This is a genomic window from Variovorax sp. CCNWLW235 (assembly GCF_037204085.1).
In the GTDB taxonomy this organism is placed as follows: domain Bacteria; phylum Pseudomonadota; class Gammaproteobacteria; order Burkholderiales; family Burkholderiaceae_C; genus Variovorax.
The window spans coordinates 55253-76426 of sequence record NZ_JBBCBW010000003.1; the positions used below are offsets into that span (position 1 = coordinate 55253).

A 21174-nucleotide genomic window follows, 5' to 3' on the forward strand; every position below is an offset into this window, starting at 1 on the left:
TTCAACCTTAGGAGCAAATCAGATGGCTATCAAACTCGGTATCAACGGCTTCGGCCGCATCGGCCGCAACGTGCTGCGCGCTGCGGTGCAGAACTTCAAGAACGACATCGAGATCGTCGCCATCAACGACTTGCTCGAGCCCGACTACCTGGCCTACATGCTCCAGTACGACTCGGTGCATGGCCGCTTCAAGGGCGAAGTCACGGTTGAAGGCAACATGCTGATCGTCAACGGCAAGAAGATCCGCCTCACGCAAGAGCGCGATCCCTCGCAGCTGAAGTGGAACGAAGTCGGCGCCGACATCGTGCTCGAGTCGACCGGCCTCTTCCTCACCAAGGAAACCTGCCAGAAGCACCTCGATGCGGGCGCCAAGAAGGTGATCATGTCGGCCCCTTCGAAGGACGACACCCCCATGTTCGTCTACGGCGTGAACGACAAGAAGTACGCTGGCGAAGCCATCGTGAGCAACGCCAGCTGCACCACCAACTGCCTGGCGCCGCTCGCCAAGGTGCTGAACGACAAGTGGGGCATCAAGCGCGGCCTGATGACCACCGTGCACGCCGCCACCGCCACCCAGAAGACCGTCGACGGCCCGAGCAACAAGGACTGGCGCGGCGGCCGCGGCATCCTGGAAAACATCATCCCCTCGAGCACCGGCGCTGCCAAGGCCGTGGGCGTGGTGATCCCCGAACTCAACAAGAAGCTCACCGGCATGAGCTTTCGCGTGCCGACCTCCGACGTGTCGGTGGTCGACCTCACGGTTGAACTCGAGAAGGAAGCCACCTACAAGGAAATCTGCGCTGAAATGAAGTCGCAAAGCGAAGGCGCGCTCAAGGGCGTGCTGGGCTACACCGAAGACAAGGTGGTGGCCACCGACTTCCGCGGCGACCCCCGCACCTCGATTTTCGACGCCGAAGCCGGCATTGCGCTCGACGGCACCTTCGTCAAGCTCGTGAGCTGGTACGACAACGAATGGGGCTACTCGAACAAGTGCCTCGAAATGGTGAAGGTCGTCTCGAAGTAAGGCTTCGATGCTTCAATGAAAAACGCGCCTCATGGGCGCGTTTTTTTATGCGCCCGGCCAGCAAGCGCAGTGCTTCAACGCAGCTTCTCGTTCCGTCGGATCTCACTGCTGAGCTGCGAAGTCATCTGCTTGGCCGCGCGCCGGGCGGCCAGCCCGTAGTCGCCATTGAACTCGCCGAAATTCGCCGTGCCGTTGCCCATCGCACGCACGCGCGTGACCTCCGCGCCAGCGGCATCGCTCACCACGCAGCTCACCTCGGCGGTGAACGAAGTGGGCGGCCAGGTCACCCATGAAGACGAGCTCGAATCGGTCTTGATCTGCGGTGTGAACACCAGCGACACGCCCGCCGCTTCATTGGCCTTTGCGTCGCCGGCAGTGCGCAGCACGACCACGTCGCGGTACACCGCGCGCAGCGCATCGCGAATCGATTTTTCCAGATCGCGGTAGGGGTAGTAGCTCACGCGGTCGCCGCTACCGCCGGGGCTCGTCACCCGCTGGTCGCGCTGCGCGTCGGTCATCACATAGGCCACCTTCTTGGGCACCAGGTGGGCCATCGAACGGGGCGGCGCGGTCTCGGTGATCATGGTGATCGGATGGGAGCAGGCGGCCAGCAAGGCCGCGAGCGCCGCGGCGGTGCACGCGCGTGCGGCTGAAGACAAAGGAAAAAACGGCGTCATGGCGCGGCGCTCTCCGGTTCTACGGCGCAATGGCCGCTATGAATTGCGGGTCGGCATACACCTGGCGCAAAAGCGCGCGCACCAGCCTTGGGTAGGCGGCCTGCCCGGCGGGCACGGCGACGATGTTCGCGTAGCTCGAATCGAAGGCGATCTCTCCGCGGTAGGTCTTGCGCAGCCGCTGCGCGTTGGCACGCGTCACCACCACTTCCACGTCCATGCGGCCCGTGCCGTTGATCACGCCAAGGTCGAGTTCATTGACCAGTATTCGCGCCGCGATGCGGGTGGGCGCTTTGGGGTCATAGGCCGATATCTCGCCCAGGTCGCGCATCAGCGCGTCTTCCAGGTATTGCGCGAAGGTGCCGCTGGGCGAAAGCAGTTTCGCGCGGCGCAGGCTCAGGGTGTTGACCTTGTCGCCTGGATCGGTGGGCTGCACCTTGGCCACGGCCACCATGCCGGAGCGGGTGGCCTCGAGCCGGTCGAGCGCTTCATAGTCGGCCGCGTAAGGCGGCGCAGCGAGTTGCGCGCAACCGGCCGACAGCAAGGCCGCGGCCATTGTGCCCAGCCCCAAGGTGAAAGCGCGCACGCGCCAGCCGCGCGGTCTGCAGAAGATCGCCATGCCGTGAGTCCCTCCTCGGGATGCCTGATCCCGGCGCGAGGGTAGCAGGCATTGCGCCGCGCGCGAAGGCCCTTTGCCGTGGCTGTCAGACCGGTTCGAGCACGTGGATCAGCTTGCTCTCGACCAGCGCCTTGGTCTTTTCGCCATGGGCTTTCATGTGCGGCGCGACGGCATGCGCTTGCAGGTGGGCCAGTGTTTCCCACTTCTCGATCACCACGAAAGTATCAGGCCCGAAGCTGGCCTTCGACGGCGGAACGCCCTGCGCATCGACCGTGGCGCCGTATTCGATGCAGCCCTCTTCGGCCAGCACGGCCGCGCGGTTGGCGGCAAAGGCTTCGAGCAACTGGGCGCGCTGGCCGGGCTTGGCGGTAATGACGGCGACGACGTGGATCATTGGAACGGACTCCGGTGTTGTGACGGTAATGGAATGGCGAGCGTCGAATCTAAAAGATCCGACGCTTTGGTGTCGGTCCCGCGCGAGACCCGATGCGCCACCCCTATCATCGCCCGCATGTTCTTTCCGCTGCCCCGCACCGCCACCGCGCCCTTCTGCCCTTCCGAAGTCAAAGGCAGCGTGGCGGTCCCGCAGGACCTGCCCTTCGGCAAGAAGCTGCTGCGCTACGCGGGCCCAGGCCTGCTGGTGTCGGTGGGCTACATGGACCCGGGCAACTGGGCGACCGACATCGAGGCCGGCTCGCGCTTCGGCTACGGCCTGCTCTTCGTGGTGCTGCTTGCGAGCCTGGCGGCCATGCTGCTGCAAACGCTGTGCGTGCGGCTCGGTCTCGTGGCGCAGAAGGATCTTGCGCGCGCTTGCCGCGAGCACTATTCGCCGCGCGTCAGCCGCTTTCTGTGGCTGGGCGCAGAACTCGCCATCGTGGCCTGCGACCTGGCGGAGGTGCTGGGCAGCGCGCTCGCCTTGCATCTGCTGTTCGGCGTGTCGATTCCGGTCGGCATTGCGATCACGGCGTTCGACACGCTGCTCGTGCTCGGGTTGCAAGGCGCGGGTTTCCGGCGCGTCGAGGCGATCGTGCTCGGGCTGGTGGGCACCATCGCGGGCTGTTTCGTGGTGGAGCTTGCGATGTCGCAGCCCAACTGGTTTGGCGTGGCCATGGGCTTTGCGCCGAGCTTCGAGCGGCTGCAGCAGCCCGGCGCGCTGTACCTTGCCATCGGCGTGGTCGGTGCCACGGTGATGCCGCACAACCTGTACCTGCATTCATCCATCGTGCAGACCCGGCTGGTGGCCGACAGCGATGCGGCGCGGCGCGAGGCGGTGCGCTTCTGCACCTTCGATGCAATCATCTCCCTTTCGCTCGCGCTCCTGGTCAACGCGGCCATCATGGTGTTGGCGGCCAGTGCCTTCCACAGCACAGGCCATGTGGAAGTGACGGAGATCGACGATGCCTACCGGCTCATCGAACCCATCGTGGGCAGTGCGGTGGCGGCCACGCTGTTCGGCATTGCGCTGCTGGCATCGGGCCAGAGCTCGACCTTCACCGGCACCATTGCGGGCCAGATCATCATGGAAGGTTTTCTCGACCTGAAGATTCCGTGCTGGCAGCGCCGGCTCATCACGCGGGCGCTGGCACTCGGGCCGGCCTTTCTGGGCGTGTGGTGGTTCGGTGACGGCGGCGTGGGCAAGATGCTGGTGCTGAGCCAGGTGGTGCTGAGCTTTCAGCTGCCGTTCGCAATGTGGCCACTGATCCGCTTCACGAGCAGCCGCTCCATGATGGGCGGCTTTGCCAACGGTACCGTGGTCAAGCTGCTGGCGTGGGGGCTGTTTGGCGTGATCAGCTCGGCCAACGTGTGGCTCGTGGTGTCGACGATTCGCGGCGGGCTCTGAACCGAGGCCGCGCTCAGCGGTCGGCCGCGTCTTTCCAGAGATGCACCAACGCTTCAGGGGCCTCGTTCTCTGGCACTTCGAAGCTGACCGAACCCGAATGCGTGGTGGCGCTTTCCACCACCACCTCCACGCGGTAGAAGCGCTGGTCGCCGCCCGGCGAGGCGGGGCCGTTGCGCTGCTCCGCATGCGGTGCGGCGCTTTGCAGGGCTTCGCCGATCTGCTGGCGCAGTTCTTCGCTGCAATTGCCCAATTGGTAGCTGCGCGGCCGCGAAAGGCCCGGCAGGTAGGCAACGCCGCCTTCGCGCGTCACTCGCACGACCGAAGCCTGGTCCAGGGGCGGAAGCTGAATCATGATGGTGTGACCCCCACGGTGTTCCATGCGGCGCCAATGGCCTTGTGCGCCGCGCTGTCGGCGCCGAAGCGCCTGGCTGCATTCTCCACCGTCAGTTGCGCGAAGGCCAGGAAGTCAGAGTCCTGGCGCAGCCGCCTGTCGCACACGGTGTCGTACCAGACGCGGCCCGCTGTTTCCCAGGCCTGGCCCTGGATGGCCGTGGCCGCAAGATAGAAAGCGCGGTTCGGAATGCCGGAATTGATGTGCACGCCGCCATTGTCCTGCCGCGTGACGACCAGGTCTTTCATGTGGGCGGGCTGCGGGTCTTTGCCGAGCACCGGATCGTCGTAGGCCGTGCCGGGCTCGGCCATCGAGCGCAACGCGCGTGCCTCTACCTTGGCGGTGAAAAGCCCCGCGCCCACGAGCCAGTCGGCCTGCTGCGCCGTCTGCTTGAGCAAGTGCTGCTTGACCAGAACGCCGAACACGTCGCAGACCGATTCATTGAGTGCGCCCGACTGCCCCTGGTAGATCAAGCCCGACTCGTGGTCGATGACGCCGTGCGTCAGCTCGTGGCCGATGATGTCCACCGCGATGGTGAAGCGGTTCATGACTTCGCCGTCGCCGTCGCCAAACACCATCTGCTTGCCGTTCCAGAACGCGTTGTCGTAGTCGTTGCCGTAGTGCACGCTGCCCGTGAGCGGCATGCCGGCGTTGTCGATGGAGTCGCGCTCGTAGATGTCGCGGTACAGCCGGTAGGTGGCGCCCAGGTAGTCGTAGGCCTCGTCGGCTGCAATGTCGCGTGTGGGTGCCTGCCCTTCGGCGCGCACCAGCCGGCCCGGCAGGCTCATGGTGTGCTCCGAGTCGTGAACGGCGCGCTGAGGCGAGTCTCGCCGCACATAAGCCGGTGGCCGGCCCGAAGAAACCCCTGGCGTGCCTTGGGCGGACACCGCCTCGCGAAGGCCGCGGTGCTCGCGGTCGATCATCAGCGTTTGCGCCGCCCGTGCGCTCGCATGCGCGCTCGCACGTTCGGCCAGCCGGTCCAGCAGATACGGCGGAACGAAACCAGGCGGCAAAAGGTGCGGCGACTGAAGCGGCATTGAACGACTCCCCTGAGTAGTTGAAGCAATGAAAAAGAAGTTAGCAGAAGCTGCAAAACATAGATCACTCCGTTACTTCTCGTGTCACGGAATGCCCACGCTTCAGGCCATAGGATTGCAAGTTCCAGATCTACTTGCCGCCTCGTCCATGTTCATCGTCACTCTCACCTACATCCGTCCGCTTGAAGAGCTCGATGCGCTGATGGATGGGCACATGACATGGTTACGAAAGCACTACGCAAGCGGCCTCTTCGTGGCCTCGGGCCGGCAGGTGCCGCGCAAGGGCGGCGTGATCCTCGCGCGTTCGGGCGACCGGGCTGCGCTCGACGCGGTGCTGGCACGCGACCCGTTCGTGCAAAGCGGCGTGGCAAGCACGCACGTGATCGAGTTCGTGCCCAGCATGACCGCGCCCGCCGTCGAGTTGCTTAAAACTTTCTGATTCGCCGCAGGCTGGCCTGCGTCTTCTTTTTCAAGGCTTCGGCTTTTCTTCGCGCCCACCCGGGTGCCGCGCAAAACGCGCCGCATCGCGGCCATGCACCGGCGCCGGGTCGCTCCACGGCCAGCCGCCAAATTGTGTGCGACGGTAATCGGACAGCGTCTGGCTGATCTCCGCCTGCGTGTTCATCACAAAGGGCCCGTACTGCACCACGGGCTCCGCAATCGGGCGGCCTTGCAGCAGCAGGAATTCGCTGGCCTCTTCGTTGCCGTTGATCAGCTCCACCGCCGTATCGGCACGCAGCTCGATGGCGGCCGGGCCTTCTATGCGCTGCCCTGCAATGTGTGCGGCGGCGCCCTTGAAGAAGTACAGCATGCGCCGCGTGCCCTCTCCGGTTGCGGCGGGCAGCGTCCATTGCGCGCCCGGCGTCATCTTCAGCGTCCAGATCGCCACATCGGCATCGGCTTGCGCAGCCCACGAATCGGGCGGCGGCGCAAGCGGTGCGATCGGCTCCGCAGCGTTGCCGTTGCCCGCGGCATCGCCGAAGCGGCCCGCGATGATTGCGACCTCGGTGCGGCCGCCGTTCGCATCGTCGGACGCAAAGCGCGGAATCGCTTCCGACCAGAACATCGTGAAATGCGGGTCGGCCATCTTGCTCCTGGCCGGCAGGTTGAGCCAGATCTGGAACAGCTCCAGCGGGTTGGGCGCGTTCGCATCGAGCAGCGGAAACATTTCCGAATGCACGATGCCCTTGCCCGCGGTGAGCCACTGCACGTCGCCGCCGCCAAAGCGTGCGGTAGCGCCGAGTGAATCGGAATGATCGACCAGCCCCTTGCGCACGATGGTCACCGTTTCGAAGCCGCGATGCGGATGCGAGGGAAAGCCCGGCACCGTTTCGCCGTGGTACATGCTCCAGCCGTCCTTGCGGCTGAAGTCCTGGCCGATCTGGCGGCCCGTCAGCGGAGCCTCGGGCCCCATCTGCGCATTGGCCTTGGGATAAGCGTCGTCGTGATAGACGCAGAACAAGAACGGATCGATCGTCTGCCACGGAAAGCCGAGCGCGCTCACCTGCAGCACGGGGCTGCGGCCTTCTTCATTGCTGTTGTTGCTGGACACCTCGATATTCCTTTCCGTTGATCGCGCCGCGGAACGCGCGGCAGCATTGTTCTTCGGAATATCGGGGCGAACGTGCTTTAAGGAAGGTGCCTTCCGTGCAACAGTGAAGAGCGCATATGGAACGATGGGCATCGTTCTTGTTCTTTTCAGCCGTGCCTTACTGCGGCGGCATCTCGGCGTTCGGGTCCATGAAGCTCAGCTCCCACAGGTGGCCGTCGATGTCCTGGAAGCCGTGGCCGTACATGAAGCCGTAGTCCTGCGGCGCGCGCGGCACCGTGCCGCCCGCGGCCACCGCCTTGGCCACCATCTCGTCGACCTCGGCGCGGCTTTCGCAAGACAGGCACAGCAGCACCTCGGTGCTCTTGCTGGTGTCGGTGAGGCTCTTGTCCGTAAAGGTCTTGAAGAAGTCTTCGACCAGCAGCATGGCGTGGATGCTGCCTTCGTTGATCACCATGCACGCGGCGTTGGCGTCGGTGAATTGCTCGTTGAAGGTGTAGCCCAGTGCGGCAAAGAATGCCTTGGACTTTTCCAGGTTCTTGACGGGGAGGTTCACGAAGATTTGCTTGTTGGCCATGGTTGTCTTCCTGTGTCGATGAAGAGTGGATCGGGTGGTTTGCCGGTGTGTTGTGTACGCCGTCCACAAAAGATATCAAAGAAAATGGACGGCGTCCACATATTTTTTCAAGCATCGATTTCGGCCAGCTGATCGGCCAGGGCGACGGTGCTCCGGTCCTCGAAATGCGGACCGACGATTTGCACGCCCAGTGGCAATCCGTTCGACGTGCGGCCCGCGGGTGCGACCGTGGCGGGCAGTCCACCCAGGCTGGCCAGTCCAACCCAGGCGCCCTGCGCGCCATACGGCGTCTGGACTCCATCGATGGTGAGCGTACGCTTGCCCCAGTCTTCCTCGGCCACGTGTTCGAAGGCCGCGCAGCCGACCGCCGGGCACAGCACCGCGTCGAACTGCGCGAACAGCGTGCGCAATTGCGCCCGGATGCGCGTGCGCGTGGCGAGAAGGTTGAACCAGGCGCGAAGCGACATCGGCGATTGGCCGCCCGGCTCGGCGTGTGCGAGCACGGCTTGCACGATCTGGTTGTAGGTGTCGCTGATCTCGGCCATATCGGGCAGCAGGCCGGATGCATCAACCACCGAGGCGCCCGCCCTTGCCAGCCGCTGGCCCGCGCCTTCGACCGCCGCGCGCACATCGGCGGCCACCGCAGCCTGTGGATGCGCCGTGACCACCAACACGTGCCAGTCCTTCGCGGCTGTGTGGCGCGGCGCCGGCAACGCGAAGCGGCCTTCCGTAAGGTGGGCCGCATCAGGTCCGGCCAGTACATCGAGCGCCAGCGAGAGGTCCGCCGCACAGTGGCCGATCGGCCCGATCACCGAGGGCAGCCCGGCCGGCGCCTCTTCGGTGCCCGGAAACGCAAAGCCGCGCGTCGGCAGGAGGCCATGGCTCGGCTTGTGCGCATACACGCCGCAAAAGCTTGCGGGAATGCGCAGCGAGCCCATCAGGTCGCTGCCCAACTCCAGCGCCACCATGCCCGTGGCCACCGCCACCGCAGCGCCGCCGGATGAACCGCCCGGCGTGCGCCTGGGATCGAGCGGGTGCACTGTCCGGCCATAGACCGGATTGGCGCATTGCCAATCGGCCAGCGCCGACGGCACATTGGTCTTGCCGAGAACCACCGCGCCAGCCGCCTTCAGGCGCTGCACCGCCACCGCATCCTCCCTCGGCATGAAGCCGCGAAACGGCGGCAGGCCCCAACTGGTTGGCAGGCCGGCGACGTTGAAGGCTTCCTTCACCGTCATCGGCACGCCGAGCAGCGGCCGGCGCTCGCCGCTCGCGAGAGCCGCATCGGCTTCGGCGGCCTGGCGGCATGCGCGGTCGAAGTCGCGCACCACCACTGCGTTGAGCGGGCCATCGAGCGCTTCAATGCGGGCGATGGCGGCTTTGCACAGATCCATCGAGCTCACCTCTCCGGCGGCCAGCGCCCTGGCCGACCGTGCGGCGCCCGCGGCCAGCAAGGCGATGGGATCGAGCGATGTCGTGGCCATGGGGACCTTTCTTGCCGCCTATTGGCAGCGGCAGATAGCAATGTGCGCAAGACGGGGCATCATGGCCGTCATGGAAGTCGAATTCAAGTTTCATATTCCCGCGGAGCGCCTGAAAGCCGTCGAGGCCGCCATGCGCCGCGGCACCGTGGTGCGCACCCGTCTGCAGGCGCGCTACTTCGACACCGCAGACCAGGCGCTGGCCGCACAAGGCATCGTGTTGCGGCTGCGCAAAGAGGGGCGGCGCTGGGTGCAGACCGTAAAGGCCACCGGCGACAACGCCCTGCATCGGCTCGAACACAACGTCGACCTCGGCGCTGCGGCGGGCAATGCATTGCCCACGATCGAACCGCAGCGCCATCAAGGCACGCCCGTGGGTGACCGGCTCGCCAAGGTGCTGGCCGAAAGCGGTGCGCCGCTGGTCGAGCGCCAGTCCACGGACATTGTTCGGCTGACACGCGACGTGCGCACCACGGGAGCCGGCGCTGCGGTAGTGGAGCTGGCGCTCGACCTCGGCAAGGTCGTCGCCCATGCCGGCACGCCCGAGCAGCGCGAATCGCCGGTGTGCGAACTGGAGCTCGAACTCAAGCGGGGCGATGTGCAAGGTTTGGTGGCGCTTGCGCGCCGCTGGTCGCAGCAGCACGGCCTGTGGTTCAGCACCGTTTCCAAGGCCGAACGCGGCGCCCGCCTGCTGGCAAAGCTCGAGGTCGTGCCGGCCATCAAGGCCGAGCCGCCCCGCTTCGCCGATGAGAAAGACAACAAGCTCGACGGCCGCACCATCCAGCAAGCCGTGGTCGCGTCTTGCCTCGCCCAGATGCTGCCCAACGCCAGCGAGATTGCGGCCGGCAGCACAGATGAGGAACAGATCCACCAGTTGCGCATCGGCATCCGCCGGCTGCGCACCGCATTGCGCGAACTCGCGGGGCTCGACGCGACCGCGGGTCTTCTCGACGCGGCCGCATGGGAGCCGCCCCTGGTCGAAGCCTTTCGCGCCCTTGGCGCGCTGCGCGATCGCGAGCAGGTCGTGAAGCTGGCGCAGCCGCAATTGCGCAGCGCCGGCGCACCGGAGTTCGATCCGCTCGCGGGAGACCAGGCCGCGGCTGGCGCGCAGTCAGCCGGCGACATCGTGCGCGCGCCGGGATTCCAGTCGGTGCTGGTTTCGCTCATCGGCTTTACCGCGACGACGACGCACGCGCAAGCGGCGAAAGCCGGAGAAGCTGCGCAGCAGCAGGAGCAACCGGTGCCGCTGGATGCCGGCGATGCCCGCCGCTTCCTGCGCAAACGCCTGCAGCGTTTGCACAAGCAGGTTATCCGCGACGGGCAGCGCTTCGAATCCTTGCCCACCGAAGACCAGCACCGCACCCGCAAGCGGCTCAAGCGCCTGCGCTATCTGGCCGAGTTCGTGGCGCCGCTGTTCGCCGATGCCGACGACGGAAAAAATTCAGCCGTCGAGCGTTACCTGAAGCGGCTGCGCCCGGCGCAAGACGCGCTGGGCGAGTTCAACGACGAAGCGGTGGCGATGGCGCTCTACCGCGAAGCCGCTGCACACGATGCGCGCGCATGGTTCGCAGTCGGCTGGTTCAGCGCGCGCCATGCGGCTGGCGCGAAGGCCTGCCGCAAGGCGCTGGGCAAGATCGAGAAGGCGCGGCGCTTCTGGACAAAGAAGTAGGCCGCGCGCCTGAAAGCCGGAGGGTCGAAGCTTCGATCAGTGATGGTGCCCGTGCGCCCCATGCACGTGACGATGTTCTATCTCCACCGGCAGCGCGGCGCGCACATCCGTCACCTGCAGGCTGAACTTCAGCGCCTTGCCCGCCCACGGATGGTTGCCGTCGAGCAGCACCACCGGGCCCTTGATCTTCATTACCGTGAAAACGTGTTCGGTGCCGTCGTCGAGCCGCCCCTGCAGCTGCCCGCCCACCTTCACGCCCGGCGGAAACTCGGCCTTGGGAATGCTGCGCACCAGCGATTCGTCGCGCAGGCCAAAGGCGTCTTCAGGCGCAAGGTTGAGTGTGGTCTGGTAGCCCTTTTCCTTGCCATCGAGCGCTTCCTCGATCTTGGGCAGCGTGTTCTCGTACCCGCCATGCAGGTAGGCCATCGGCTCGGGGCTGGCTTCGATGAGCTTGCCTTGAGCGTCGGCGACCTTGTACTTGAGGGTGACGACGGTGTCTTTTTCGATTTTCATGGAGGCATTTTCTGTGCAAATCGATCGGCCGGTGAGGCTAGGTCTTCGCCACCCGCAGCATCTCCGGCAACGCCTCCACCGCACTCAGCTTCTCCGTCACCATTCCGATGAAGGCCGACACCGCCAGCGGAAGGTGTTTGCGGCTCGGATACAGCACGCTCAGCCCCTGCCCCGTGCGCTGGTATTGCGGCAGCACCGGCACGAGCCGGCCCGCCTGAACGTCGATTCGCGCCATGGTGGGCGGCAGCAGTGCGACGCCCAGGCCGGCGATTGCCGCCTTGCGCAGCGCCTGGGCGGTGTTGCCGCTGAGGCGACCGGCGACCTGCACCTCTTCCTGTACGCCGTCAGGGCCGGCCATGCGCCAGATGGTGCGGCCGCTGGGATGGGGCGAAGTCACGCAGTCGTGGTTCACCAGATCTTGCAAGGTGGCGGGAGCGCCGCGCGCGGCAATGTAGGCGGGGCTGGCGACCATGCCGTCGGTCAGGGCGTTCAGGAGCTTGCGGGCGATATAGCCTGAGTCGGCCAGTTCGCCGCCGCGGAACGCAATGTCGATCTGCTCGGCGATCAGGTCGGCCTTGGCGTCGCTGAGCACGAAGTCGACGCGCACCAGTGGATGCGCGGCCAGAAAGTCGGCCACCCACTCCATGGGAAAGAAGTCGAAGAAATCGGCCGTTGCCGCCACGCGGATCAGGCCGCTCGGCTCGCGGCTGCCGGTCATCAGCTCTTGCCCGGCCTCGACCAGCCCGTCGACGGCGCCGGCGCAGCGCTCGTGAAAAGCCTGGCCCGCGCTGGTGAGGGTGAGCTTGCGGGTGGAGCGCTGCATCAGCCGTGTGCCCAGCTGGGCCTCCAGTTGCTGGATGCGCCGGCTCACCGTGTTCGGCGGCAGGCCCAGCCGGCGCGCCGCCCCGGCAAAACTGCCGTGGCGCACCACCTGCACGAACATGGCGATGTCGTTGAGGTCGAGCATGGCGGCAATTCCTTCTGCAAATGGACGAGTGAAATCCGATTCTGCCGTCTAGTCGATCAATGGGTGCAACCCTAACCTTGTACCCATGACCTCGCAACAACAACCACCCCGCATCGGAATCATCATCGGCTCGACTCGCGAAGGCCGCTTCGGCGAAAAGCCTGCGCATTGGATTCATGAGCTGGCCAGGCAGCGCACCGATCTCTCGTTCGAACTGATCGACCTGCGCGACCATTCGCTGCCCTTTTTCAACGAAGCAGGCGCGCCGGCCTGGGGCCCAGTAAAAAACGAGGCCGCACAGCGCTGGGCCGCCAAGCTGGACACGCTCGACGGGCTCATCGTCGTCACGCCCGAATACAACCACGGCCCGAGCGCGGTGCTGAAGAACGCCATCGACTGGGCCTACAAGGAGTTCATCCGCAAGCCGATCGCCTTCGTGGGCTACGGCGGCGTGGGGGCTGCGCGCGCTGTGGAGCAACTGCGGCTCGTCGCAGTCGAGATGCAGATGGCGCCGGTGCGCAACGCGGTGCACATCGGCATGGTCGAGTTTCTCGGCATCTGGCAGCAGGGCAAGACCTTCGACGACTTTCCGCACCTGGCGCAGGCCGCCAACGGCATGCTCGACGACCTCGCGTGGTGGACCAAGGCGCTGAAGACCGCAAGGGAGGCCGCATGAGCGCCGCAACCGCGGTCGCCCCTGCCGCCACCGCGGCCCGCGCCATCGTCTACCGCACGCTCGGCTCGCAGCACGGGCCGATCATCCGGCTCATGAGCCCGGGCGACCTGGGCGAATTTCTCAAGCCGTTCGTGTTCCTGGATCTCTTCGGTTTCGACACCACGGGCGGCCACAAGGGCTTCGGCATGCACCCGCACTCGGGCATTGCAACGCTCACCTGGCTGATCGAAGGCGACACGCTGTACGAAGACACGACCGGCGAGCAGGGCGTGCTGCGGGCCGGTGGGGTCGAGTGGATGCGCGCCGGCGACGGCGTATGGCACGACGGCGCGCCCGCGCCGGGCACGAAGCGCGTGCAAGGCTTCCAGCTCTGGGTGGCTTTGCCCGCTGCGGAAGAAAACGCGCCGGCGCAGAGCATTTATCTCGCGCCCTCGCAGGTGCCGAAGGAAGGCCCGGCGCGCGTGCTGCTCGGCCACTACGGCGCGGCGCAAAGCTCCATTCCGGCGCCGGCACCGATGAACTACCTGGCCGTTCAGCTGAAGGACGGCGAGCATTGGCGCTACACGCCGCCCGCCGGCCACACGGTGGGGTGGGTGGCAGTGAGCGCGGGCCGTCTCGACGCGGGCACTGGCGGCGAACCCGTCGGCACGGGCGAGCTGGCGGTGTTCGAAGAGTCCGGCGCGGCCATCGACTTCGTGGCGCGCGGCAACACGTCTTTCGTGCTGGGCTCGGCCGTGAAGCATCCGCATGACCTGGTGATGGGCCACTACTCGGTGCATACGAGCAAGGCCGCGCTGGACCGGGGCGAGGCCGAGATCCGGCGTATCGGCGCGCAACTGCGCGAGCAAGGCCGCCTGCGCTGAGGTGCATTCCTGCGGTGCACCCTGGTGCACCCGGCGCCGTTCTGGCGCACAGGCAAACCCGCACGGCACTGCGCCGCGCGCACTTTTTCCGGTGCGCGCGGCGTTTGCTTTTTGGCGCGGCCGCTTTGCTGGCGCGGCATTCGGGGCGGCAAGGCGCCCTGACAAGACCCTTGCAAAACGCTACCAAGGGCTTACCCCATCACGCAGGCCCGCATATTGCTTAAGACTGTCGTCGGTTGACTGTCGACAGTTTGCACAGTCGATCCGATGAACCCCGAACAAGGCGCCGGCTGTTTCCGCCGGACCTGAAAAAGGACGCGACATGCAATTGCAGGCAGTGGGCCGCAAGGCCGCCACAGTTTCCGATGCCGAGCGCCAAGTGCGCGACGACTTGGCCGCGGCCTACCGGCTGGTGGCGCACTACGGCATGGACGACAGCATCTACACGCACATCTCCGCGCGCGTGCCGGGTACCGAAGGGCAGTTCCTCATCAACCCGTTCGGCATGCTGTTCAAGGACATCACCGCCTCGTCGCTGGTGAAGATCGACATGGACGGCCGCATCCTCGACGACTCGCCCTGGGACGTGAACCCGGCCGGCTTCACGATCCACAGCGCGGTGCATTCGGCGCGGCACGACGCAGCCTGCGTGCTGCACACGCACACGGTGGCGGGGGTGGCGGTGTCGTCGCTGGCGGGCGGGCTGCAGCCGTGCAACCAGTGGGCGCTGCAGTTCTACAACCGGGTGGTCTATCACGACTTCGAAGGCATTGCGCTGGACGCCGATGAGCGCGAGCGCCTGGTGGCCGACCTGGGCCCGACCGCGCGTGCGCTCATCCTGCGCAACCACGGGCTGGTCACGCTCGGGCGCACGGTGTCGGAGGCGTTCATCCTGATGCTGAACCTGGAGCGCGCCTGCCGCGTGCAGGTGGCCATCCAGTCGAGCGGCCTGCCGGTGTATCCGGTGCCGGCCGAGGTTTGCGAGAAGACCGCGCAGCAGTACGAAAGCGGCGACAGCGTGCGCCAGCCGGGCCAGCCCGACCCCAATGCGCGCGAGTGGCGCGCACTGCTGCAGCGCATCGATCCGCTTCCCGCCACGTCTTACCGCGACTGAGCGCGGCGGCGCCCGCCATGTGCGGCGCCTGCGTTCTTCCGTTCCCCGTTTCTTCGTCCCCACCTGCTCGCACCGAGCCACAAGGAGTTTTCGCACATGAAACGTCGCAACCTCATTCAGATGGGAGCCGCCGCCACCGCCGGCCTGACGCTCGCAGGCGTTCCCTTGCACCTGCTTGCCGCGGGCAAGAAAGGCGGCGTGATCAACGCGGTGGTGCAGCCCGAGCCGCCGGGCCTCATGCTGGGCATCACGCAGAACGGCCCCACGCAGATGATCTCGGGCAACATCTACGAAGGCCTGCTGCGCTACGACGAGAAAATCAACCCGCTGCCCTCGCTGGCCGCCTCGTGGACCGTCAACAAGGAAGGCACGCTCTACACCTTCAAGCTCAAGCCCGGCGTTACCTGGCATGACGGCAAGCCCTTCACCTCGGCCGACGTGGTGTTCTCGGCCGACGTGTTCCTGCGCAAGACGCATGCGCGCCTTCGCGCCAACCTGGCGGCCGTGGAAAGCATCAAGGCCATCGATCCGCTCACGGTCGAGTTCAAGCTCAAGTACCCCTTCGGCCCGTTCATCGGCATCTTCGAGGTCGGCAGCATGCCGATGATCCCGAAGCACATCTACGAAGGCACCGACTTCGCGACCAACCCGGCCAACGCCACGCCCATCGGCACCGGGCCGTTCAAGTTCAAGGAATGGGTCAAGGGCTCGTACATCCAGCTTGTGGCCAACGACAAGTACCACGTCAAGGACGTGCCGCTGGTCGAGAGCGTGTACTTCCACGTCATTCCCGATGCGGCTTCGCGCGCGGCGGCCTTCGAGTCGGGCAAGGTCGACCTGGTGCCGGGCGGCGCGGTCGAATACTTCGACGTGCTGCGGCTCTCCAAGCTGCCGGGCGCGGCCGTGACCACCAAGGGCTGGGAGTTCTTTGCGCCGCATTCATGGCTGTGGCTCAACAACCGCAAGGCGCCGATGGACAACGTCAAGTTCCGTCAGGCGGTGATGTACGCGATCGACCGCGAGGCCATGGCCAAGATCGCCTGGCAGGGCTTTGCCAAGCCCGCCACCGGCCCGTTCAACAGCAACATCAAGTTCCACAGCACCGACGTTGCCAAGTACCCGCGCAACGTGGCCACGGCCAAGAAGCTGCTGGAAGAAGCCGGCTACAAGGGCGAAACGCTGCGCCTGCTGCCGCTGCCTTATGGCGAGACCTGGGCGCGCTCCGCCGAGATCCTGCGGCAGAACCTCGCGCAGGCCGGCATCAAGGTCGAGCTGGTGGCCACCGACGTGGCCGGCTGGAACCAGAAGCTCAACGAGTGGGACTACGATCTCGCCTTTACCTACGTGTACCAGTACGGCGATCCGGCGCTGGGCGTGGCGCGCAACTACACCACAAGCAACATCGCCAAGGGCTCGCCCTTCAACAATGTCGAGGGCTATTCGAACCCGAAGGTCGACGAGCTCTTCGATGCCGGCGCGAAAGAAGCCGACCCGGAGAAGCGCAAGGCGATCTACCTGCAGGTGCAGAAGATCCTGCTCGACGAGGTGCCCGTGGCCTGGCTGCACGAGCTCAACTTTCCGACGCTGTACCGCACCAAGCTTGGCAACCTGATCACATCCGGCATCGGCCTGAACGACAGCCTGGGCACCGCAACGCTCGCATGACGGCCAGCCTGCAGCACATGCAATTCCACAGGAGCCGCCGATGAAACGTACGCAGTTCATGCTGGGCCGCGTGATGCAGGGTCTGCTGGCAATCTTGCTGATTGCCACGGTCAACTTCATGCTGGTGCGCGCGGCGCCGGGCGATCCGGTGTCGGTGCTGGCGGGCGAGGCGGGCGCGTCCGATCCGCAATTCGTGGCGCAGCTGCGCGCGCAGTTCGGGCTCGACCAGCCGATCACGACGCAGCTCGCCACCTATGTCGGCAAGGTGGTGCAGCTCGACCTGGGCTTCTCGTATCGCCAGCAGCAGCCGGTGCTCAAGCTCATCATGGAGCGGCTGCCGGCCACGCTGCTGCTCACGGGCACGGCCTTTGCGCTGTCGCTGCTGTTCGGCGTCACGCTCGGCGCGCTGGCCGCGCGGCGGGCCGGCACCTGGGTCGACAGCTCCATCACCGTGGTGGCGCTCATCTTCTATGCCACGCCGCTCTACTGGCTGGCGCTGATGGCGGTGCTGGTGTTCACGGTGCAGCTCGACTGGCTGCCGGGCTTCGGCTTCAGCACCGTGGGCTCCGGCGCCACCGGCCTGGCGCTGGCCTGGGACATCGCGGGCCACCTGGTGCTGCCGGCGCTGACGCTCGCGCTCTTCTACATGGCGGTGTATGCGCGCATGACGCGCGCCGCCATGCTCGAGGTGGCGCAGATGGACTTCGTGAAGACCGCGCGCGCCAAGGGCGTGAAGCCCGGCCGCATCTTGCGCGCGCACGTGCTGCGCAACGCACTGCTGCCGGTGGTCACGCTCGCGGGCATCCAGGCCGGCGGAATGATCGGCGGCGCGGTGCTGACCGAGACCGTGTTCGCCTGGCCCGGCATCGGCCGCCTGATGTTCGACGCACTGCTGCAGCGCGACTACAACCTGCTGCTCGGCGCGTTCCTTGTCACCGCGGCCATGGCCGTGCTGTTCAACCTCATCACCGACCTCGTCTACACGCTGGTCGATCCGCGGATAGAGCTATGACATTGCTGCAAAGTCCATTCTGGCGGCGCTTCTGCCGCAACAAGGGCGCCGTGCTCGGCATGGCCGTGCTGGTGCTGGTGGCGGTCGTCGCCATCATCGGACCATGGGTTGCGACCAACGATCCGTGGAACATGGTCGAGCAGCCCTTCCTGCGGCCATGGACCGAGCCCGGCTTTGCGCTTGGCACCGACACGCTGGGCCGCGACATCCTCTCGGGTGTGATCTACGGCGCGCGCATCTCGCTGCTGATCGGGCTGGTGTCGACCGTGGTCGCGCTGCTCATTGGCGTGACGCTTGGCGCCATTGCGGGGTACTTCGGCGGCTGGATCGACGCGGCGCTGATGCGTTTTACCGAGCTGTTCCAGGCCGTGCCGAGCTTCGCGCTTGCGATCGTGCTGGTGGCCATCTTTCAGCCTTCGGTCAATTCGATTGTCGTGGCGATTGCGATCGTCTCGTGGCCGCCTGTGGCGCGGCTGGTGCGCAGCGAATTTCTCACGCTGCGCCAGCGCGATTTCGTGCAGGCCGCGCTGCTCGCGGGCCAGTCGACGCCACGCATCATCCTCACGCAGATATTGCCCAACGCCATGTCGCCCATCATCGTGATGGCCTCGCTCATGACAGCCACGGCCATCCTGCTGGAGTCGAGCTTGAGCTTTCTCGGCCTGGGCGACCCCAACCAGATGAGCTGGGGCTACATGGTGGGCGCGGCGCGCACCGTGCTGCGCCAGGCCTGGTGGATGGCGCTGTTTCCGGGCCTGGCCATCGTGCTGACCGTGCTCGCGCTCAACCTGGTAGGCGAAGGCCTGAGCGACGGGCTCAACACGCGGCTCGACGGGAGAGGCAAATGAGCGCCACCGTCACGCCCATGAAGCCGGTGCAGCCAGTGCTCGACGTCGTCAACCTCGGCATTCGCCTGCCCAAGGGCGCGGACCGCGCGCTGGCCGTCGACGGCGCCACGCTGTCGGTGCTGCCGGGCCAGACGCTGTGCGTGGTCGGCGAATCGGGCTCGGGCAAATCGATGATCGCCAACGCCGTGATGGGCCTGCTGCCGCGCCCGCATGTGGAGCCCGTGGCCGGGCAGATTTTGTTCGAGGGCCGCGACCTGCTGCAGCTCACCGAGCCGCAGATGCGCGAGCTGCGCGGCCGCCGCATCGGCATGGTGTTCCAGGAGCCGATGACGGCGCTCAACCCCGTGATGCGCATCGGCGAGCAGATCGGCGAAGTCTTCGATGCGCACGGCAGTGTGCCTGCGGCCGAGAAGCGGCGGCGCATTCTGGCCGCGCTGGCCGACGTCGGCCTGCCCGATCCGGAGCTGCTGATCGATGCCTATCCGTTCCGCCTCTCGGGCGGGCAGCGCCAGCGCGTGATGATTGCTTGCGCACTGGTGCTCGAGCCCGTTCTCTTGATTGCCGACGAGCCGACCACCGCGCTCGACGTCACCACGCAGGCGCAGATCCTCGCGCTGATCCGCGAGCTGCAGCAGCGCCGCGGCACGGCGGTGCTGTTCATCACGCACGACTTCGGCGTGGTGTCCGAGATTGCCGACCACGTGGTCGTGATGCAGACCGGCAAGGTGGTCGAGGCCGGGCCGGTGCGCCAGGTGCTCGATGCGCCGCAGCACCCGTACACGCGCAAGCTGATCGCAGCCATTCCCACCGGCAATGCCGAGCGCGACACGCCCACGGGCGAAGTCACGCGCGTGCTGCAGGTGCAGGACCTGTGCAAGACCTACAGCTCGGGCAACGGACTCTTCAAGCGCGGCCGCTCGGTGCAGGCGGCGAAGAACGTCAGCTTCGAGCTGCGCCGAGGCCAGACGCTGGGGCTCGTTGGCGAATCGGGCTCGGGCAAGTCGAGCGTGGGCCGCTGCCTGGTGGGGCTTTCGCCGTTCGACAGCGGCCGCATCCTCTTCAAGGGCCGCAGCCTCTCGCAAGGGCCAGCCTTCCGCCGAGAGGCCGCGGGCAAGATCCAGATGGTGTTCCAGGACCCGTACGCATCGCTCAACCCGCGCCACCGCGTGGGCGCGGCCATTGCGGGCGGCCCCATTGCACAGGGCGTGGGCAAGGCCGAAGCCATGGCGCGCGCGATGGAGCTGCTGAAGCTCGTGGGCCTGGGCGCCGATGCGGCCGAGCGCTATCCGCATGAATTCTCGGGCGGGCAGCGCCAGCGCATCGGCATTGCGCGTGCGCTCGCCATGCAGCCCGAACTGCTGGTGGCCGACGAGCCGGTGTCGGCGCTCGACGTCTCGGTGCAGGCGCAGGTGCTCGAGCTCTTCGCGCAGGTGCGCGAGCAGTTCCAGCTTGCGATGGTCTTCATCACGCACGACCTGCGCGTGGCCGGCCAGATGTGCGACCACATCGCGGTAATGCAGCGCGGCGAAGTCGTTGAATACGGCGAGACGCACAAGGTGCTCGGCGATCCGAAGCACGCCTACACGCGCAAGCTGATCGAGGCGGTGCCGCGGCTGGTGTCCGCCGCGTCGCCGGCCGAGGCGCTGGTCGCGTGATGGTGGCGCCGGACGACCACAAGAGTAAGAGCGGCATGCCCTGCGTGGCGATTCTGAGCGCGGTGCTGGACATGGAATACCTCGCCGTGGCGCTTCGCGAGGCCCATCCGGGCATCGACCTGCGCCTGGGCGAAGAGCTCGGCGCGCTGGACGAAATCGAAGCGGCCGTCTGCTGGTTTCCGCCACATGGCCTGCTCGCGCAAATGCCCAAGCTCCGGCTCGTGCAGTCGCTGGCCGCGGGCATCGAGCACATCACGGCGGATGTGGAATTGCCGCGCCACTTGCCGCTGTGCCGCATCGTCGATACCGGCATGGCGGCCGGCATGAAAGCCTACGTCTGCTGGGCCGTGGTGCAGCAGCACCGCGGCATGGGCGCTTATGTGGCGAGTTCCGCGGCCCGCCGGTGGGAAGAGCAGCCGGTTGTGTCGCCGCGCCGCCACCGCGTGGGCATTGCGGGCCTGGGCACGCTGGGCATGGCGTGCGCCGAAGCGCTGGCCGCCATCGGCTACCCGGTGCGTGGCTGGAGCCGCAGCAAGAAAGAGGCGCTGCCGGCCGGCGTCGAGGGCTTCCATGGTGCCGCGCAGCTCGATGAATTTCTTTCGGGCTGCGACACGCTGGTGTGCCTGCTGCCGCTCACCGTCGAGACGCACGGTTTTCTCGATGCCGCGCTGTTTGCAAAGCTGCCGCGCGGCGCGCACCTGATCAACGTCGGACGCGGCGACCACCTGGTCGAGGCCGACCTGCAGCCGGCACTCGATGCGGGCCAACTCTCGGCGGCCACGCTCGATGCCTTTTCGCAGGAGCCGCTGGCGCCGGAGCATCCGTTCTGGGGCGATCCGCGCATCCTCGTCACGCCGCACATCGCCACGCGTACCGACAGCCTCGTGATCGCGCGCCAGACGCTCGACAACCTCGCGTCGGTGCGCGAGGGCCGGCGCCCCGCCAACCAGGTCGACCTGGCGCGCGGCTATTGAACTTTCCACAAACCGGAATCCCACCC

At 66.4% G+C, this 21174-nt stretch carries 22 protein-coding genes; 12 read left to right on the forward strand and 10 right to left on the reverse strand.

Annotated elements, in window-relative coordinates:
- The first annotated feature begins 22 nt into the window (after positions 1-22).
- Positions 23-1024 (forward strand): type I glyceraldehyde-3-phosphate dehydrogenase, encoded by a 1002-nt coding sequence (gene gap / locus V9L21_RS04985; RefSeq protein WP_126749283.1) that lies wholly within the window; start codon positions 23-25, stop codon positions 1022-1024.
- Positions 1025-1098: 74 nt separating this feature from the next.
- On the opposite strand, the gene V9L21_RS04990 is transcribed toward gap, so the two are convergent.
- From V9L21_RS04990 to V9L21_RS05000, 3 genes are all read right to left on the reverse strand, one after another.
- Positions 1099-1701 carry a hypothetical protein gene (locus tag V9L21_RS04990; protein WP_337309680.1) on the reverse strand — a complete coding sequence of 201 codons (603 nt, stop codon included), beginning with the start codon at positions 1699-1701 and terminating at the stop codon, positions 1099-1101.
- Between the two features lie 19 nt (positions 1702-1720).
- A complete protein-coding gene (locus V9L21_RS04995; protein WP_337309681.1) occupies positions 1721-2317 on the reverse strand; it encodes a hypothetical protein in 597 nt (198 codons plus the stop codon).
- A gap of 85 nt (positions 2318-2402) precedes the next feature.
- Positions 2403-2711 carry a putative quinol monooxygenase gene (locus tag V9L21_RS05000; RefSeq protein WP_337309682.1) on the reverse strand — a complete coding sequence of 103 codons (309 nt, stop codon included), beginning with the start codon at positions 2709-2711 and terminating at the stop codon, positions 2403-2405.
- A gap of 117 nt (positions 2712-2828) precedes the next feature.
- On the opposite strand from V9L21_RS05000, the gene V9L21_RS05005 reads away from it, so the two are divergent.
- Positions 2829-4157, forward strand: coding sequence for an Nramp family divalent metal transporter (locus V9L21_RS05005; RefSeq protein WP_337309683.1), 1329 nt, complete (start codon positions 2829-2831; stop codon positions 4155-4157).
- Positions 4158-4170: 13 nt separating this feature from the next.
- On the opposite strand, the gene V9L21_RS05010 is transcribed toward V9L21_RS05005, so the two are convergent.
- Positions 4171-4509 carry a protealysin inhibitor emfourin gene (locus V9L21_RS05010; RefSeq protein ID WP_337309684.1) on the reverse strand — a complete coding sequence of 113 codons (339 nt, stop codon included), beginning with the start codon at positions 4507-4509 and terminating at the stop codon, positions 4171-4173.
- On the reverse strand, positions 4506-5585 hold the full coding sequence (locus tag V9L21_RS05015) for a M4 family metallopeptidase (protein ID WP_337309685.1): 1080 nt from the start codon (positions 5583-5585) through the stop codon (positions 4506-4508). Before V9L21_RS05015 ends, V9L21_RS05010 begins: the two co-directional genes overlap by 4 nt.
- 148 nt (positions 5586-5733) lie before the next feature.
- Between V9L21_RS05015 and V9L21_RS05020 the strand changes: the two genes are divergently transcribed.
- Complete coding sequence (locus tag V9L21_RS05020; protein WP_157616473.1) at positions 5734-6024, forward strand: YciI family protein; 291 nt, start codon at positions 5734-5736, stop codon at positions 6022-6024.
- A 30-nt stretch (positions 6025-6054) separates the two neighbouring features.
- On the opposite strand, the gene V9L21_RS05025 is transcribed toward V9L21_RS05020, so the two are convergent.
- From V9L21_RS05025 to V9L21_RS05035, 3 genes are all read right to left on the reverse strand, one after another.
- A complete protein-coding gene (locus tag V9L21_RS05025) occupies positions 6055-7269 on the reverse strand; it encodes a pirin family protein (RefSeq protein ID WP_337309687.1) in 1215 nt (404 codons plus the stop codon).
- A 25-nt stretch (positions 7270-7294) separates the two neighbouring features.
- Positions 7295-7711 carry a VOC family protein gene (locus tag V9L21_RS05030; protein ID WP_157616471.1) on the reverse strand — a complete coding sequence of 139 codons (417 nt, stop codon included), beginning with the start codon at positions 7709-7711 and terminating at the stop codon, positions 7295-7297.
- Between the two features lie 107 nt (positions 7712-7818).
- Positions 7819-9195, reverse strand: coding sequence for an amidase family protein (locus V9L21_RS05035; protein WP_337309689.1), 1377 nt, complete (start codon positions 9193-9195; stop codon positions 7819-7821).
- Between the two features lie 61 nt (positions 9196-9256).
- On the opposite strand from V9L21_RS05035, the gene V9L21_RS05040 reads away from it, so the two are divergent.
- Positions 9257-10861, forward strand: a complete 1605-nt coding sequence (locus V9L21_RS05040) for a CYTH and CHAD domain-containing protein (protein ID WP_337309691.1) — start codon at positions 9257-9259, stop codon at positions 10859-10861.
- A gap of 36 nt (positions 10862-10897) precedes the next feature.
- Here V9L21_RS05040 and V9L21_RS05045 read toward each other — a convergent pair whose 3' ends face one another.
- Both V9L21_RS05045 and V9L21_RS05050 read right to left on the reverse strand, forming a co-directional pair.
- Positions 10898-11374, reverse strand: a complete 477-nt coding sequence (locus tag V9L21_RS05045) for an FKBP-type peptidyl-prolyl cis-trans isomerase (RefSeq protein ID WP_258503056.1) — start codon at positions 11372-11374, stop codon at positions 10898-10900.
- A 37-nt stretch (positions 11375-11411) separates the two neighbouring features.
- Positions 11412-12341 carry a LysR family transcriptional regulator gene (locus V9L21_RS05050; RefSeq protein WP_337309694.1) on the reverse strand — a complete coding sequence of 310 codons (930 nt, stop codon included), beginning with the start codon at positions 12339-12341 and terminating at the stop codon, positions 11412-11414.
- Positions 12342-12426: 85 nt separating this feature from the next.
- Between V9L21_RS05050 and V9L21_RS05055 the strand changes: the two genes are divergently transcribed.
- The 8 genes from V9L21_RS05055 to V9L21_RS05090 all read left to right on the forward strand — a co-directional run bounded on the left by V9L21_RS05055 (position 12427) and on the right by V9L21_RS05090 (position 21148).
- The gene (locus V9L21_RS05055; RefSeq protein ID WP_337309696.1) at positions 12427-13017 is read left to right on the forward strand and encodes an NADPH-dependent FMN reductase; all 591 of its coding nucleotides are present in this window, start codon (positions 12427-12429) and stop codon (positions 13015-13017) included.
- Positions 13014-13880 (forward strand): pirin family protein, encoded by an 867-nt coding sequence (locus V9L21_RS05060; RefSeq protein WP_337309697.1) that lies wholly within the window; start codon positions 13014-13016, stop codon positions 13878-13880. The genes V9L21_RS05055 and V9L21_RS05060 overlap by 4 nt, the downstream gene beginning before the upstream one ends.
- A 322-nt stretch (positions 13881-14202) precedes the next feature.
- Positions 14203-14994, forward strand: a complete 792-nt coding sequence (locus tag V9L21_RS05065; protein WP_337309699.1) for a class II aldolase/adducin family protein — start codon at positions 14203-14205, stop codon at positions 14992-14994.
- Between the two features lie 96 nt (positions 14995-15090).
- Positions 15091-16659, forward strand: coding sequence for an ABC transporter substrate-binding protein (locus tag V9L21_RS05070; protein WP_337309701.1), 1569 nt, complete (start codon positions 15091-15093; stop codon positions 16657-16659).
- 40 nt (positions 16660-16699) lie between these two features.
- Positions 16700-17671: an ABC transporter permease gene (locus tag V9L21_RS05075; protein WP_337309703.1), complete on the forward strand. Its 972-nt coding sequence runs from the start codon at positions 16700-16702 to the stop codon at positions 17669-17671.
- Positions 17668-18519 carry an ABC transporter permease gene (locus V9L21_RS05080; RefSeq protein ID WP_047784595.1) on the forward strand — a complete coding sequence of 284 codons (852 nt, stop codon included), beginning with the start codon at positions 17668-17670 and terminating at the stop codon, positions 18517-18519. Before V9L21_RS05075 ends, V9L21_RS05080 begins: the two co-directional genes overlap by 4 nt.
- The gene (locus V9L21_RS05085; RefSeq protein ID WP_337309708.1) at positions 18516-20174 is read left to right on the forward strand and encodes an ABC transporter ATP-binding protein; all 1659 of its coding nucleotides are present in this window, start codon (positions 18516-18518) and stop codon (positions 20172-20174) included. The genes V9L21_RS05080 and V9L21_RS05085 overlap by 4 nt, the downstream gene beginning before the upstream one ends.
- Entirely contained in the window at positions 20174-21148 is a 975-nt protein-coding gene (locus tag V9L21_RS05090; RefSeq protein ID WP_337310078.1) for a 2-hydroxyacid dehydrogenase, read from the forward strand. Before V9L21_RS05085 ends, V9L21_RS05090 begins: the two co-directional genes overlap by 1 nt.
- Positions 21149-21174 lie beyond the last annotated feature (26 nt).

Excerpts from the sequence above, each read along its gene's own strand:
- V9L21_RS05030 (WP_157616471.1), bottom strand. The coding sequence starts at position 7,711 with ATGGCCAACAAGCAAATCTTCGTGAACCTCCCCGTCAAGAACCTGGAA.
- V9L21_RS04995 (WP_337309681.1), bottom strand. The coding sequence starts at position 2,317 with ATGGCGATCTTCTGCAGACCGCGCGGCTGGCGCGTGCGCGCTTTCACC.
- V9L21_RS05020 (WP_157616473.1), top strand. The coding sequence starts at position 5,734 with ATGTTCATCGTCACTCTCACCTACATCCGTCCGCTTGAAGAGCTCGAT.
- V9L21_RS05085 (WP_337309708.1), top strand. The coding sequence starts at position 18,516 with ATGAGCGCCACCGTCACGCCCATGAAGCCGGTGCAGCCAGTGCTCGAC.
- V9L21_RS05015 (WP_337309685.1), bottom strand. The coding sequence starts at position 5,585 with ATGCCGCTTCAGTCGCCGCACCTTTTGCCGCCTGGTTTCGTTCCGCCG.
- V9L21_RS05090 (WP_337310078.1), top strand. The coding sequence starts at position 20,174 with ATGGTGGCGCCGGACGACCACAAGAGTAAGAGCGGCATGCCCTGCGTG.
- V9L21_RS05060 (WP_337309697.1), top strand. The coding sequence starts at position 13,014 with ATGAGCGCCGCAACCGCGGTCGCCCCTGCCGCCACCGCGGCCCGCGCC.
- V9L21_RS05035 (WP_337309689.1), bottom strand. The coding sequence starts at position 9,195 with ATGGCCACGACATCGCTCGATCCCATCGCCTTGCTGGCCGCGGGCGCC.
- V9L21_RS05050 (WP_337309694.1), bottom strand. The coding sequence starts at position 12,341 with ATGCTCGACCTCAACGACATCGCCATGTTCGTGCAGGTGGTGCGCCAC.
- V9L21_RS05070 (WP_337309701.1), top strand. The coding sequence starts at position 15,091 with ATGAAACGTCGCAACCTCATTCAGATGGGAGCCGCCGCCACCGCCGGC.
- V9L21_RS05040 (WP_337309691.1), top strand. The coding sequence starts at position 9,257 with ATGGCCGTCATGGAAGTCGAATTCAAGTTTCATATTCCCGCGGAGCGC.
- V9L21_RS05055 (WP_337309696.1), top strand. The coding sequence starts at position 12,427 with ATGACCTCGCAACAACAACCACCCCGCATCGGAATCATCATCGGCTCG.
- V9L21_RS04990 (WP_337309680.1), bottom strand. The coding sequence starts at position 1,701 with ATGACGCCGTTTTTTCCTTTGTCTTCAGCCGCACGCGCGTGCACCGCC.
- V9L21_RS05000 (WP_337309682.1), bottom strand. The coding sequence starts at position 2,711 with ATGATCCACGTCGTCGCCGTCATTACCGCCAAGCCCGGCCAGCGCGCC.
- V9L21_RS05005 (WP_337309683.1), top strand. The coding sequence starts at position 2,829 with ATGTTCTTTCCGCTGCCCCGCACCGCCACCGCGCCCTTCTGCCCTTCC.
- V9L21_RS05075 (WP_337309703.1), top strand. The coding sequence starts at position 16,700 with ATGAAACGTACGCAGTTCATGCTGGGCCGCGTGATGCAGGGTCTGCTG.
- V9L21_RS05025 (WP_337309687.1), bottom strand. The coding sequence starts at position 7,269 with ATGCCCATCGTTCCATATGCGCTCTTCACTGTTGCACGGAAGGCACCT.
- V9L21_RS05010 (WP_337309684.1), bottom strand. The coding sequence starts at position 4,509 with ATGATTCAGCTTCCGCCCCTGGACCAGGCTTCGGTCGTGCGAGTGACG.
- V9L21_RS05065 (WP_337309699.1), top strand. The coding sequence starts at position 14,203 with ATGCAATTGCAGGCAGTGGGCCGCAAGGCCGCCACAGTTTCCGATGCC.
- V9L21_RS05045 (WP_258503056.1), bottom strand. The coding sequence starts at position 11,374 with ATGAAAATCGAAAAAGACACCGTCGTCACCCTCAAGTACAAGGTCGCC.
- gap (WP_126749283.1), top strand. The coding sequence starts at position 23 with ATGGCTATCAAACTCGGTATCAACGGCTTCGGCCGCATCGGCCGCAAC.
- V9L21_RS05080 (WP_047784595.1), top strand. The coding sequence starts at position 17,668 with ATGACATTGCTGCAAAGTCCATTCTGGCGGCGCTTCTGCCGCAACAAG.